The organism is Microbacterium sp. As-52, assembly GCF_049949185.1.
Taxonomy (GTDB): domain Bacteria; phylum Actinomycetota; class Actinomycetes; order Actinomycetales; family Microbacteriaceae; genus Microbacterium; species Microbacterium maritypicum_A.
The window spans coordinates 345,178-357,774 of sequence record NZ_CP188171.1 but is presented as its reverse complement, the minus strand read 5'-3'; the positions used below and the strand labels follow the sequence as shown (position 1 = coordinate 357,774).

14 protein-coding genes are annotated in these 12,597 nt (G+C 65.8%); 7 read left to right on the top strand and 7 right to left on the bottom strand.

Annotated elements, in window-relative coordinates; translation table 11 throughout:
• The first annotated feature begins 9 nt into the window (after positions 1-9).
• Entirely contained in the window at positions 10-480 is a 471-nt protein-coding gene (nrdR, locus tag ACLFA2_RS01750) for a transcriptional regulator NrdR (RefSeq protein ID WP_021201559.1), read from the top strand.
• A 10-nt stretch (positions 481-490) separates the two neighbouring features.
• Complete coding sequence (locus ACLFA2_RS01745) at positions 491-1,528, top strand: quinone-dependent dihydroorotate dehydrogenase (RefSeq protein WP_021201558.1); 1,038 nt, start codon at positions 491-493, stop codon at positions 1,526-1,528.
• Here ACLFA2_RS01745 and ACLFA2_RS01740 read toward each other — a convergent pair.
• Positions 1,503-2,075 (bottom strand): DUF3043 domain-containing protein, encoded by a 573-nt coding sequence (locus ACLFA2_RS01740; protein WP_021201557.1) that lies wholly within the window; start codon positions 2,073-2,075, stop codon positions 1,503-1,505. The genes ACLFA2_RS01745 and ACLFA2_RS01740 overlap by 26 nt on opposite strands.
• Before the next feature lie 46 nt (positions 2,076-2,121).
• Between ACLFA2_RS01740 and ACLFA2_RS01735 the strand changes: the two genes are divergently transcribed.
• The 5 genes from ACLFA2_RS01735 to ACLFA2_RS01715 all read left to right on the top strand — a co-directional run bounded on the left by ACLFA2_RS01735 (position 2,122) and on the right by ACLFA2_RS01715 (position 7,176).
• Positions 2,122-3,525: a dipeptidase gene (locus tag ACLFA2_RS01735; protein ID WP_029258336.1), complete on the top strand. Its 1,404-nt coding sequence runs from the start codon at positions 2,122-2,124 to the stop codon at positions 3,523-3,525.
• A gap of 70 nt (positions 3,526-3,595) precedes the next feature.
• Positions 3,596-3,958 (top strand): iron-sulfur cluster insertion protein ErpA, encoded by a 363-nt coding sequence (gene erpA / locus ACLFA2_RS01730; RefSeq protein ID WP_017830247.1) that lies wholly within the window; start codon positions 3,596-3,598, stop codon positions 3,956-3,958.
• 140 nt (positions 3,959-4,098) lie between these two features.
• On the top strand, positions 4,099-5,001 hold the full coding sequence (gene coxB, locus ACLFA2_RS01725) for an aa3-type cytochrome oxidase subunit II (RefSeq protein WP_029258335.1): 903 nt from the start codon (positions 4,099-4,101) through the stop codon (positions 4,999-5,001).
• A 3-nt stretch (positions 5,002-5,004) separates the two neighbouring features.
• The gene (gene ctaD, locus ACLFA2_RS01720) at positions 5,005-6,738 is read left to right on the top strand and encodes an aa3-type cytochrome oxidase subunit I (protein WP_021201554.1); all 1,734 of its coding nucleotides are present in this window, start codon (positions 5,005-5,007) and stop codon (positions 6,736-6,738) included.
• 3 nt (positions 6,739-6,741) lie between these two features.
• The gene (locus tag ACLFA2_RS01715) at positions 6,742-7,176 is read left to right on the top strand and encodes an aa3-type cytochrome oxidase subunit IV (RefSeq protein WP_021201553.1); all 435 of its coding nucleotides are present in this window, start codon (positions 6,742-6,744) and stop codon (positions 7,174-7,176) included.
• A gap of 65 nt (positions 7,177-7,241) precedes the next feature.
• Here ACLFA2_RS01715 and ACLFA2_RS01710 read toward each other — a convergent pair whose 3' ends face one another.
• The 6 genes from ACLFA2_RS01710 to ACLFA2_RS01685 all read right to left on the bottom strand — a co-directional run bounded on the left by ACLFA2_RS01710 (position 7,242) and on the right by ACLFA2_RS01685 (position 12,583).
• A complete protein-coding gene (locus ACLFA2_RS01710) occupies positions 7,242-7,661 on the bottom strand; it encodes a rhodanese-like domain-containing protein (RefSeq protein WP_021201552.1) in 420 nt (139 codons plus the stop codon).
• A gap of 194 nt (positions 7,662-7,855) precedes the next feature.
• Entirely contained in the window at positions 7,856-8,377 is a 522-nt protein-coding gene (locus tag ACLFA2_RS01705) for a GNAT family N-acetyltransferase (RefSeq protein ID WP_021201551.1), read from the bottom strand.
• A complete protein-coding gene (locus ACLFA2_RS01700) occupies positions 8,374-8,778 on the bottom strand; it encodes a RidA family protein (RefSeq protein ID WP_021201550.1) in 405 nt (134 codons plus the stop codon). Before ACLFA2_RS01700 ends, ACLFA2_RS01705 begins: the two co-directional genes overlap by 4 nt.
• 80 nt (positions 8,779-8,858) lie before the next feature.
• Positions 8,859-10,670, bottom strand: coding sequence for a cytochrome bc1 complex cytochrome b subunit (locus tag ACLFA2_RS01695; protein ID WP_021201549.1), 1,812 nt, complete (start codon positions 10,668-10,670; stop codon positions 8,859-8,861).
• Positions 10,667-11,743: a cytochrome bc1 complex Rieske iron-sulfur subunit gene (locus tag ACLFA2_RS01690; RefSeq protein ID WP_021201548.1), complete on the bottom strand. Its 1,077-nt coding sequence runs from the start codon at positions 11,741-11,743 to the stop codon at positions 10,667-10,669. Before ACLFA2_RS01690 ends, ACLFA2_RS01695 begins: the two co-directional genes overlap by 4 nt.
• Positions 11,744-11,779: 36 nt before the next feature.
• A complete protein-coding gene (locus ACLFA2_RS01685; RefSeq protein WP_029258331.1) occupies positions 11,780-12,583 on the bottom strand; it encodes a cytochrome bc1 complex diheme cytochrome c subunit in 804 nt (267 codons plus the stop codon).
• Between the last annotated feature and the right edge of the window lie 14 nt (positions 12,584-12,597).

Here is a 12,597-nt window from a genome sequence, read left to right as displayed (position 1 = left end):
ATCGGTCAGATGCACTGCCCCTTCTGTCGACACCCCGACTCCCGCGTCATCGATTCACGCACCAGCGACGACGGGCTCTCGATCAGGCGCCGTCGACAGTGCCCGGAGTGCGGTGGCCGTTTCACGACGACCGAGACCGCGAGCCTCAACGTGATCAAGCGTTCCGGCGTGATGGAGCCGTTCAGTCGCGAGAAGGTCATCACGGGCGTGCGGAAGGCATGCCAGGGCCGTCCGGTCACGGAGGGCGACCTCGCCGTGCTCGCACAGCGCGTGGAAGAGGCCGTGCGCCAGACCGGTGTCTCGCAGCTCGACACCAACGAGATCGGTCTCGCGATCCTCGGCCCGCTGCGTGAACTCGATGAGGTCGCGTTCCTGCGCTTCGCCAGCGTCTACCAGGCGTTCGACTCCCTCGAGGACTTCGAGGCCGCGATCACCGATCTGCGTGCCGACCACACGAAGAGGGAGTCCGAGGAGCGGTAATCTGGCAGGGATGTATCCGCTGCTCTTCCGCGCTGTCCTCTCGCGCTTCGATCCCGAGTTCGCCCACCACGCCGGCATGGCGGTGATCCGCGTTCTCGGCGTGCCCCCGTTCTCGTGGGCCACGCGTGCGATCACCCGTCCCGACCCGTCGCTGCGCGTCGAAGCGCTCGGTCTCACGTTCCCGTCACCGTTCGGCGTCGCCGCAGGTTTCGACAAGAACGCGGTGGGTGTGCGGGGACTCGCGGCTCTCGGCTTCGGGCACGTGGAAGTCGGCACCGTGACCGCGATACCGCAGGATGGCAACCCGAAGCCGCGGCTCTTCCGTCTCATCGCGGACCGTGCCGTGATCAATCGGATGGGCTTCAACAACGCGGGTGCGGATGCAGCGGCACGTCGTCTCGCACGCCTGCGTCGCGGGGCCCCCGACACGATCATCGGCGTCAACATCGGCAAGAGCCGAGTCGTCGAGGTCGAGGATGCGACGGCCGACTACGTGGCCTCGGCGGCGCGGCTGGCTCCGCTCGCCGACTATCTGGCCGTGAACGTGTCGTCTCCGAACACCCCGGGCCTTCGGGGACTGCAGGCCGTCGAAACGCTCGCGCCGCTGTTGCGTGCCGTGCGCGAGGCAGCCGGGGCCACTCCGCTGCTCGTCAAGATCGCACCGGACCTCTCTGACGAGGAGATCACGGCGATCGCGCAGATGGCGGTAGCCGAGGGGCTCGCAGGAATCATCGCTCACAACACCACGATCAGCCGAGACGGGCTGCTCACGGATGCCGCCACAGTCGAGGCTGCCGGAGCGGGAGGTCTGTCCGGAGCGCCGTTGAAGAAGCGCTCGCTCGAAGTGCTCCGCGTGGTGCGCGAAGCGGTTCCTTCCGACTTCTGCGTGATCGCCGTCGGGGGAGTGGAGACGCCGTCCGACGTGCAGGAGCGCCTCGATGCGGGGGCGACCCTCGTGCAGGGCTACACCGCTTTCCTGTACCGCGGTCCGTTCTGGGGCCGCGAGATCAACAGGGGACTGCTCAGTCGGGGTACTGGCCGCGCTTGACCTGCGGCTTCGGCAGACGCATGAAGCGCATCTGGAGCGCGCGCATCGCGGCGTACCATCCGAGGCCGCGCTCGAGGCGATCCTTGCCGAACTTCGCCGCGGCCTTGCGCTTGACCCGCATGCCGAGCAGGACCATGCCGCCGATGGCGATGACGAGGTAGCCCATCATGACGATGTAGGCGTAGAACGAGATGACCGTGTTGGCCGGAACGAGCGAGGCGAGGATGACCAGCACCATCACTCCCATCACGAACTCGGCCGGGTGCCAGCCGGCGTCCACGTAGTCGCGCGCCCAACGGCGCTGCGGGCCCTTGTCGCGGACGGGGAGGTACTTCTCCTCGCCGGCGGCCATGCCGGCCTGGGCGCGGGCACGACGTTCGTTGAGGTCCGCCTTCGCGGCCGCCTTCGCTTCCTTGGTGTTGGCGACCAGGGGGCGGCGACGTGCTGCCTCTTGCTCCGCACGGGTCGGCGTCGCGCGCCCCTTGCCGACGGCAGTCGTCTCGGGGGCGTCGTCGTTCGTGGAAGGGGAGGTAGGGGTAGTGGACACGGAGTTCCTCGGTTCGCCGGCGGGGGATCACCTTAAGATTACTCGCATGACCTCTCCTGTTCCTCCCCGTGAGTCCGATGCCGCCGTCCTCGAGGCGGTGGCGACCGGAATCCCCGCAGCGCTGTCGGATCTCGGTCACCTCGTTCGCATTCCGGGTATGGCCTGGCCCGCGTTCGATCAGACCCAGCTGCAACGCAGTGCGGATGCCGTGGCGGCCCTGGCATCGGACACGGGGGTCTTCGACGAGGTGCGCGTGCTCCGCGCAGCGATCCCGGGCACCGAGGAGCAGGGACAGCCGGCCGTCCTCGCCACCCGCGCGGCACGCAACGGCAAGCCCACCATCCTGCTCTATGCGCACCACGACGTGCAGCCTCCTGGGGATGACGCCCTGTGGGAGACGCCGCCGTTCGAGCCGACCGTACGCGACGGGCGTCTCTACGGGCGTGGAGCGGCAGACGACAAGGCCGGGATCATGTCGCACATCGCCTCGATCCGTGCGGTGAGCGAGGTGCTCGGCGATGACCTCGAGCTCGGTATCGCGATGTTCATCGAGGGCGAAGAGGAGTATGGATCCCGTTCATTCGCCCAGTTCCTCTCCGACAACAAGGATGCGCTCCGCGCTGATGCCATCGTGGTCGCCGATTCCGGCAACTGGGATTCCGTGACTCCTGGTCTCACCGTCTCCCTCCGCGGCAACGCGCGCTTCACGATGCGCGTGCGCACCCTGGACCACGCCTCGCACTCCGGGATGTTCGGTGGCGCGGTGCCCGACGCGATGATGGCGACCGTCACGCTGCTGTCCACGCTGTGGAACGCCGACGGCTCGGTGGCGGTCGAGGGGATGACGGAGCGCGATGCGCCGACGCCGGACTACACCGAGGCGACTCTGCGCGATGAGGCCGGACTTCTGCCCGGCACCACTCCGATCGGTGACGGGACGATCCTCAGCCGCATCTGGAACAAGCCGTCGGTCACGGTGATCGGTATCGATGCCACGAGCGTCGCGGCGGCGTCCAACACGTTGCTCCCCGAGGTGACCGTCGTGATCAGCGCTCGCGTCGCCCCCGGGCAGACCGGTCAGGAAGCCTACGACGCACTCGAGGGTCATCTTCGCGCGCATGCGCCGTTCGGAGCAGAGCTCACGTTCTCGGATGTCGATCTCGGCGACGGCTTCCTGGTGGACACGAGCGGCTGGGCGGTCGCTCTGACCCGCGACGCCATGCGTGACGGCTACGGAGTCGCTCCGGTCGATCTGGGCGTGGGGGGATCGATCCCCTTCATCGCCGATCTGGTGCGAGAGTTCCCGGCCGCACAGATCCTGGTCACCGGTGTCGAAGATCCCCATTCGCGGGCACACAGCCCGAACGAGTCGCTGCACCTCGACACGTTCCGTCATGCGGTCGCGACCGAGGCGCTGCTGCTGGCCCGCATGAATGAGGCGGAACTCTGAGCCTCACAGCATCTGCGGCGGTAGAATCATCCGAGAAGCCGTGCATCTGCGGCCCGTCACAAGGAGCGACATGAGCGACACCACACTCTCCCCAGAGACCACCCGCGCACACGGCGTCACCCTGACCGACGCTGCTGCCACGAAGGTGAAGAACCTCCTCGAGCAGGAAGGCCGCGACGACCTGCGTCTGCGTGTCGCCGTGCAGCCGGGCGGATGCTCGGGCCTGATCTACCAGCTGTACTTCGACGAGCGCTATCTGGAGGGCGACGAGACGGTCGACTTCGACGGCGTCGAGGTGATCATCGACAACATGAGCGTCCCGTACCTCGACGGTGCGGCGATCGACTTCAAGGACACGATCTCCGAGCAGGGGTTCACGATCGACAACCCCAATGCAGCGGGCAGCTGCGCCTGCGGCGACAGCTTCCACTGATCCTCGCTCTGCCGACTCGGCCGCCGTCACCATCGGTGACGGCGGCCGTTCTGGTTCCACAACCTGCGTGGATGGCATGAATCAGGTGTGAGGTTGCCCTAGACTTGGGTGTGCTCTGTTCGCGATCTGAAAGGTGCATCGTGCCCTCGAAACGCAGCCTTCGTTGGGCCGCCCTCCCTGTGGGAGTTGCGGCAGCCTTGGCCCTGGCGGGATGCTCTCCCACCGAGCTGAACGGCTTTCTTCCGGGCTTCGTGGAGGGTGGACCCGCGGCCACCAACCAGACCGAGCGTGTCTCGTCGCTCTGGGTCAACTCGTGGATCGTGCTTCTCGCCGTCGGCATCATCACCTGGGGCCTGATGGCTTGGGCGGCGATCGCCTACCGCCGTCGCAAGGGCCAGACCGGTCTCCCGGTGCAGATGCGCTACAACATGCCGATCGAGATCTTCTACACGATCGTGCCGCTCATCCTGGTTCTGGGCATGTTCTTCTTCACCGCCCGCGATCAGACGGAGATCGAGGCCAAGTGGGACGAGCCTGACGTCGAGATCACCGCCATCGCGAAGCAGTGGGCGTGGGACTTCCAGTACGACGGTGACGAGAAGGACAACTCCGACGCCGTGTGGACCATGGGCATCCAGGCCCAGCCCGACAAGGACGGCAACATCGATCAGGCGCAGCTGCCGACACTGGTGCTGCCGGTCGACAAGAAGGTCACGATCAACCTTCAGTCGCGCGACGTCATCCACTCCTTCTGGATCATCGACTTCCTGTACAAGAAGGACATGTTCATCGGGAAGGACAACTCCTGGTCGTTCATCCCCACCCGTGAGGGCGAGTACGCCGGCAAGTGCGCCGAGCTCTGCGGTGAGTACCACTCGATGATGCTCTTCAACGTGAAGGTCGTCTCGCAGAGCGAGTACGACTCCTACCTCGCGTCGCTCGAGGAGCAGGGCAACACCGGTGACATCACCGGCGCCTACGACCGTCTCTCGAACCTTCCGGGGACCACCCCGAAGACCGACACCGAGGAAGGAGGGGAGTAAGCCATGTCGACCACAGAAGCTCCCCGTACCGACGAGTCTCCCCGCTCGCGTCCCCAGACTCTGCCCGCACGCCAGGCCGCTCTCATGAGCTCCTCGCGCGTCGAGCAGAAGGGCAACATCGTCGTCAAGTGGATCACCTCCACCGACCACAAGACCATCGGGTACATGTACCTGATCGCGTCGGTGATGTTCTTCCTCCTCGGTGGTGTGATGGCACTGGTCATCCGTGCCGAGCTGTTCGCGCCGGGTATGCAGATCATCCCGACCAAGGAGCAGTACAACCAGCTGTTCACGATGCACGGCACGATCATGCTGCTGATGTTCGCGACGCCGCTGTTCGCCGGCTTCGCCAACGCGATCCTGCCCCTGCAGATCGGTGCCCCTGACGTCGCCTTCCCGCGTCTGAACGCCTTCGCCTTCTGGCTCTTCCTGTTCGGTTCCACGATCGCGGTGGCCGGCTTCCTCACCCCGCAGGGCGCGGCATCCTTCGGGTGGTTCGCCTATCAGCCGTTGGCAGGGGCATCGTTCTCGCCGGGTGCGGGTGGAAACCTCTGGATGGTGGGTCTCGGCATCTCCGGATTCGGAACGATCCTCGGTGCCGTCAACTTCATCACCACGATCATCACGATGCGTGCCCCCGGTATGACGATGTGGCGCATGCCGATCTTCTCGTGGAACACGCTCATCACGAGCCTCCTGATCCTGATGGCGTTCCCGGTGCTTGCCGCAGCCATCTTCGCCGCGGCGGCCGACCGCATCCTCGGTGCTCACATCTACGACCCGGCCAACGGCGGCGTTCTGCTCTGGCAGCACCTGTTCTGGTTCTTCGGTCACCCCGAGGTGTACATCATCGCGCTGCCGTTCTTCGGTATCGTCTCCGAGATCTTCCCGGTCTTCAGCCGCAAGCCGATCTTCGGATACAAGACCCTCGTCTACGCGACGATCGCCATCGCCGCTCTCTCGGTCGCGGTGTGGGCTCACCACATGTATGTGACGGGCTCGGTCCTGCTGCCGTTCTTCGCGCTCATGACGATGCTGATCGCCGTGCCGACGGGTGTGAAGATCTTCAACTGGATCGGTACCCTCTGGCGGGGGTCGGTCACCTTCGAGACTCCGATGGTCTTCGCTCTCGGGTTCCTCGTGTCGTTCGTCTTCGGTGGTCTGACCGGTGTCATCCTCGCGGCTCCGCCGCTGGACTTCGCCCTCTCCGACTCGTACTTCGTGGTCGCCCACTTCCACTACGTGGTGTTCGGAACCGTGGTGTTCGCCATGTTCGCCGGCTTCTACTTCTGGTGGCCGAAGTGGACCGGACGCATGCTGAACGAGCGTCTCGGCTACGTGCACTTCTGGCTTCTGTTCATCGGTTTCCACATGACCTTCCTCATCCAGCACTGGCTGGGCGTCGACGGCATGGTGCGTCGTTACGCCGACTACTCGGAGGCCGACGGATGGACCTGGCAGAACCAGGTCTCGACGATCGGTGCCATCATCCTGGGCGCTTCGATGCTGCCGTTCTTCCTGAACGTCTGGATCACCGCCCGCAAGGCGCCGAAGGTCACGGTCAACGACCCGTGGGGCTACGGCGGATCGCTCGAGTGGGCGACGTCCTGCCCGCCCCCGCGCCACAACTTCACGTCGATCCCGCGCATCCGCAGCGAGCGGCCTGCGTTCGACCTGAATCACCCGGAGGCTGCGGAGTTCGCCACGACGGCTCCCGGCGAGCGAGAGGCCCACTAAGTCATGCGCGACAACGTCATTCTCTGGTGGATCCTGACGGCGTTCTTCGCTCTCGTCGGAGTCGTCTACACCGGTTGGCACATCCTGGCCACACCGAACGACAACTTCGCGATGCGAATCGAGTGGGTCGGTACGGTAGCCCTGTTCTTCGCCGCCTTCATGGCAGCGATGATCGCGTTCTATCTCGATCGCACTCACAAGGCGCAGCGTGGTGAGCTGCCCGAAGACATCCTGACCTCCGACATCGACGACGGTGACCCGGAGCTCGGCGAGTTCAGCCCGTGGTCCTGGTGGCCCATCGTCCTCGCTGCCTCGGCGGGAGTCTTCGTCGTGGGGCTCGCGGTCGGGCACTTCCTCCTGCCGATCGGCCTCGCGATCTTCGTCGTCGCGATCGTCGGCTGGGTGTACGAGTACTACCGCGGCAACTTCGCCCGCTGACCCAGCTGCACGGAAGAAGGCCCCCGGAGGAATCCGGGGGCCTTCTTCGTGCGCCGGGGCCGTGATCAGGCGTGGGCGCGAATGCGTGCGATGCCGGTCAACGGATCCACGGGGCGGTGGTGGACGCCATCGCTGTCTTCGACCGCGTAACCCTCGCGGACCCAGTACTCGAAACCGCCGATCATCTCGCGTACGGCGTATCCGAGGCGGGCGAACTCGAGCGCGCCCTTGGCGCCGGCGTTGCAGCCGGGGCTCCAGCAGTAGACGACCACGTCCGCACCCTCGGGGATCTCGGTGGCAGCACGCGAGGCGATCTCGCTGTAGTGCATGTGCACGGCACCGGCGATCCGCCCCTGGGCCCACGCCTCGTCGGAGCGGACGTCGACGACGACGATGTTCTCGCCGGCCTTGAGCGCCGCGTGCACATCGCTGGGGTCTGTCTCATAGGTCAACTTGGCTGCGTAGAACTCGGCACGATCGATCATGATTCCAGCCTACGGAGACACGCGGGAACCATCCGGCGGAATCCAGTCGCTCAGCGACGGATTGCGGTCAATGCCGGAGCCGGGGGTATACGCCAGCCAGGGCGGCCCGGCGAGGTCAGCGGCAGAGGTGCCGTCGTCGGTCGTGGCGCGTTCGACGATCGACGTACTGCTACCGATCAGAGCACAGCCGTGAATCAGAGCACAGCCGTCATCTGCGTGCGCGGTCCGTGCTCGAAGAGGCCCAGCGCGGATTCGACCTGGACCAGATCTCGGAGCAGTGAGGTGTCCGGCTCGCTCACGACGAAGCCGCAGGACGTGTAGAAGGGGGCGTTCCAGGGCACGTCGATGTAGGTCCGAAGGGTGATCTCGGTATGACCCCGGTGGCGCGATTCCGTGAGCGCGGCCGTGACGAGCTCACGACCGATACCCTGGCGTCCGTAAGAGGGAAGTACCGAGAGCTGCTCGAGATGCGCGTGGCCGTCGAGCTCCAGCACGTGCACGAAGCCGACAACGACCGGCGTCGTGGTGGTCCCGTCGTGGTGTTCGGCGACGAGGACGAAGCCCGGCATCGACGCGCGTTCCTGCGGGGGCGTCGGGGGAGGCCAGTCGACGGCTCCGAACCGTTCGATGAGGAGGGCATCGGCGGCCACTTCGATCTGTTCCGTTGCCGCGTCATCGTCGGGCGCGGCCGGGCGGACGACGACGTTGATGCTCATTCGGAGACAGCCGCGATCGCTTCGATCTCGACCAGCTGGTCGTCGTAGCCGAGCACCGTCACGCCCAGGAGCGTGCTGGGCACGTCGTGCGCGCCGAAAGCCGCATGGATGACATCCCAGGCCGCGACGAGGTCGGCCTGCGATGAGGAGGCCACGAGTACCCGCGTGCTGATGACGTCGGTGATGGTCGCGCCGGCGATCTCGAGCGCCCCCTGGAGGGTCTCTACGCACTTGGCCGCCTGAGCGGCGTAGTCACCGGGTGCAGCAGTCGTGCCATCGTCGTTCAGCGGGCACGCGCCGGCGAGGAAGATCAGGCGTGAGCCGGCCGGTGCGGTCGCGGCGTAGGCGTAGGGGACTTCGGCGAGGGCGGTGCCGCGGATCAGCTGGACGACGGACGACATGGATCGATCCTCTCATTAGGGGATTAACGATGAAGGCCCCGTCCGCAGGGACGAGGCCTTCATCAGTGGGGGAGTGGCGACTACTCGCCATCCTCCGACTTCTTGCGAGGCTTCTTCACCGGCTCGGTCGCGATGACCGTGCTCGGCGTGTTCGGCGTCTCGTCGACGTGGGTCTCATCGACCGTGAGCGGGGCGTCAGGGAATCCTGCGCGCTCGTGGGCGCCCTGGATCTCTGCAGCCTCGGTCTCGTCGTTGTGGGCCGTGACGTGGTGCTGGTGAGCATCCGCCGCCTCGACCTCGGCCTGCGTGAGCGGGGCGAGACGGTCCTCGAAGAACCAACGGGAGATCGAGGAACGGAGGTTCTCGGTCCACGGGATGCGGCCCTTGTCATTGGGGCGCACCACGAGGGGCTCGTAAGTGTCGACGTCGATCAGCTTCCAGCGGTCGTACTTGTCGACCGGCTGGTGCACCTCGATGAACTCGCCACCGGGGAGGCGGACGATGCGGCCGGACTCGAAACCGTGCAGCACGATCTCGCGGTCCTTCTTCTGCAGCGCGATGCAGATGCGCTTCGTGACGAAGTAACCCAGGATCGGCCCGAGGAAGAGCAGGGCCTGCAGCGTGTGGATCACGCCCTCCATCGTGAGCATGAAGTGCGTCGCGATGAGGTCGGACGATGCCGCGGCCCAGAGGACGGCGTAGAAGATGACGCCGGCCACACCGATCGCCGTGCGCGTCGCGGCGTTGCGCGGGCGCTGTGCGATGTGGTGCTCGCGCTTGTCTCCGGTGACCCACGCCTCGATGAAGGGGTAGATCGCCACCGCCACGATGAACAGGCCGAGGACCAGAACCGGGGCGATGATGCCGAACGACCAGGTGTGGTCGAGGAAGACGATGTCCCAGTTCGACGGTGCCAGACGCAGGGCGCCGTCGGCGAAGCCGATGTACCAGTCGGGCTGGGTGCCGGCAGAGACAGGGGACGGGTCATACGGACCGTAGTTCCAGATCGGGTTGATCTGGAAGAACGTCGCGATCAACACGATGGTGCCGAAGACGATGAACAGGTATCCGCCCATCTTGGACATGTACACCGGCATCATCGGGTAGCCCACGACGTTGTCGTTCGTGCGGCCCGGGCCGGCGAACTGCGTGTGCTTGTTGATGATCATGAGCATCAGGTGCACCACGATCAGCGCGATGACGAGCATCGGCAGCAGCAGGATGTGCAGCGTGTACAGGCGTCCGACGATGTCGGTACCCGGGAACTCGCCACCGAAGAGGAGGAACGAGGTCCAGGTGCCGATCAGGGGGAGACCCTTGATCATGCCGTCGATGATGCGGAGACCGTTGCCCGAGAGCAGGTCGTCGGGAAGGGAGTATCCGGTGAAGCCCTCGGCCATCGCGAGGATGAAGAGGATGAAGCCGATCACCCAGTTGAGCTCACGCGGCTTGCGGAAGGCACCGGTGAAGAACACGCGGAGCATGTGCACGCCGATGCCGGCGATGAACACGAGGGCGGCCCAGTGGTGGATCTGCCGGACCAGGAGTCCACCGCGCAGATCGAAGGAGATGTGCAGCGACGACTCGAGCGCCGCGGACATCTCGATACCCCGCATCGGAGCGTAGGCGCCGGTGTAGTGGGTCTCGACCATGGACGCCTGGAAGAAGAACGTCAGGAAGGTTCCGGAGAGGAACACCACGACGAAGCTCCAGAGCGCGATCTCGCCGAGCATGAACGACCAGTGGTCGGGGAAGATCTTGCGTCCGAGCTCCTTGACGAAGCCGGAGAGGCTGGTGCGCTCATCGATGTAGTTCGACGCGGCACCGACGAAGCGACCGCCGAGGGGCGCTTTGGTGTCCTTGTCCTCTTTGGACAGCGTTGCGGTGCTCAATGGCGCTCCCAGAAGCTCGGGCCGACGGGTTCCTTGAAGTCGCTGCGTGCGACCAGGTAGCCCTCGTCATCGACGGTGATGGGCAGCTGCGGCAGCGGACGAGCCGCCGGGCCGAAGATGACCTTTGCATGGTCCGTGACGTCGAACTGCGACTGGTGGCACGGGCACAGCAGGTGGTGGGTCTGCTGCTCGTACAGAGCCACAGGGCATCCGACGTGCGTGCAGACCTTGGAGTACGCGACGATGCCGTCGTAGGACCAGTCCTTGCGGTCCTCGGCCTCGATCAGCTGCTCGGGGCGCAGGCGCATCATCAGCACGATGGCCTTGGCCTTCTCTTCGAGGTAGCCGTCGCTGTGGCTGAGGGTGGCGAGTTCCTCCGGGATCACGTGGAACGCCGAACCCAGGGTGACGTCAGCCGCGCGGATCGGGGTGCCGTCGGGATCGCGCACCAGGCGCGCGCCCTCTTCCCACATGGTGTGCTTGAGCAGCACGACCGGGTCGCCCGCGGTGGGGTCTTCCGGAGTGGAGTGCGGCGCCAGGCCACGGAACAGCGTCACGCCGGGGATGATCGAGGCGACGATCGCGGCGAAAAGCGAGTTGCGGATCATCGAGCGACGGCCGAAGCCCGACTCTTCATTCGCGTCGGAGAAGGCCTTGATGGCCGCTTCGCGCGTGGAGTCCTTGCCACGGGTGGGGTGGCGGTGCTCGATGAACTCCTTGTCGGACATGAGGGCCTTGGACCAGTGGATGGCACCGATGCCGAGGGCCAGCAGCGCGAGCGCGATGCCGAGACCGATGAAGAGGTTGTTCTGCCGGATGTCGATGAGCGCGCCGCTCTCGATCGGGAACAGCATGTAGGCGGCGACCGCCCAGATGCTGCCGGCGAGCGAGAGATAGAACAGCGTGTAGACAGTGCGGACAGCGGCCTTCTCGGCGCGCGGGTCCTTATCGGTCATCCGCTCGCGGTGCGGCGGAAGCCCGGGGTTCTGCACGGGATCGCTGACTGCGACACCCAGCCCCGGAGAGGGCTGGTAGGCCCTGTCAAGAGCCTGCGAGTCGTCGTCGTGTGCCATGGTGCTCCTCGTACGTTCCTCTTCGATGATTAAGCGTCAGTTGGACTTCGCCGTGATCCACACGGTGACGGCGACGAGCGCGCCGATACCGAAGATCCACACGAACAGGCCTTCGGAGACCGGACCGAGCGAGCCCAGCGAGAAGCCACCGATCTGCACGGACTGCTGCTGGAAGAGCAGCGCCGAGATGATGTCTCGCTTGTCCTCGTCGGACAGGTTCATGTCGCCGAAGACCGGCATGTTCTGGGGGCCGGTGACCATGGCGGCATACATGTGCAGCGCGCTGGTCTCGCTGAGTCCGGGGGCGTACTTGCCCTCGGTGAGCGCTCCACCCGCGGCGGCCACGTTGTGGCACATCGCGCAGTTGACGCGGAACAGCTCGGCGCCGTTGGAGACATCGCCCTTGCCGTCGAGGATGTGGTCCGACGGGAACGTCGGGCCGGGAGCCTCGGACTGGACGAAGGACGAGATCGCGAGGATCTGGTCCTCGGTGAACTGCGGGGCCTTCTGCGGCGCCTGGGGGCCCTGCATCTGCAGAGGCATGCGGCCGGTCGACAGTTGGAACTCGGTCGCCAGCTCACCCACGCCGTAGAGGCTGGGGCCATTGGCGGTTCCCTGCAGGTCGAGACCGTGGCAGGTGGCGCAGTTGGCCGTGAACAGCTTCTTGCCGTCCTCGACGGTCAACTGCGAGGTCGCCGCCGACTGGGTGTCGGTCGCGGCGAACGCAGCGGTCGCGCCGGCGTACACGGCGCCGGTGATCATGAGGCCTGCGCCGATGAGCGCGGCCGCCGCCAAAGGGCTGCGACGACCGCTGGAACGGCGCTTCTTCTCTCGTGCCATCTCGGGGATCAGCT

Coding starts and splice junctions, on each gene's coding strand:
- ACLFA2_RS01705 (WP_021201551.1), bottom strand. CDS start 8,377: ATGAGCATCAACGTCGTCGTCCGCCCGGCCGCGCCCGACGATGACGCG.
- ACLFA2_RS01735 (WP_029258336.1), top strand. CDS start 2,122: ATGACCTCTCCTGTTCCTCCCCGTGAGTCCGATGCCGCCGTCCTCGAG.
- ACLFA2_RS01700 (WP_021201550.1), bottom strand. CDS start 8,778: ATGTCGTCCGTCGTCCAGCTGATCCGCGGCACCGCCCTCGCCGAAGTC.
- ACLFA2_RS01715 (WP_021201553.1), top strand. CDS start 6,742: ATGCGCGACAACGTCATTCTCTGGTGGATCCTGACGGCGTTCTTCGCT.
- ACLFA2_RS01745 (WP_021201558.1), top strand. CDS start 491: ATGTATCCGCTGCTCTTCCGCGCTGTCCTCTCGCGCTTCGATCCCGAG.
- ACLFA2_RS01710 (WP_021201552.1), bottom strand. CDS start 7,661: ATGATCGATCGTGCCGAGTTCTACGCAGCCAAGTTGACCTATGAGACA.
- nrdR (WP_021201559.1), top strand. CDS start 10: ATGCACTGCCCCTTCTGTCGACACCCCGACTCCCGCGTCATCGATTCA.
- erpA (WP_017830247.1), top strand. CDS start 3,596: ATGAGCGACACCACACTCTCCCCAGAGACCACCCGCGCACACGGCGTC.
- ACLFA2_RS01690 (WP_021201548.1), bottom strand. CDS start 11,743: ATGGCACACGACGACGACTCGCAGGCTCTTGACAGGGCCTACCAGCCC.
- ctaD (WP_021201554.1), top strand. CDS start 5,005: ATGTCGACCACAGAAGCTCCCCGTACCGACGAGTCTCCCCGCTCGCGT.
- ACLFA2_RS01685 (WP_029258331.1), bottom strand. CDS start 12,583: ATGGCACGAGAGAAGAAGCGCCGTTCCAGCGGTCGTCGCAGCCCTTTG.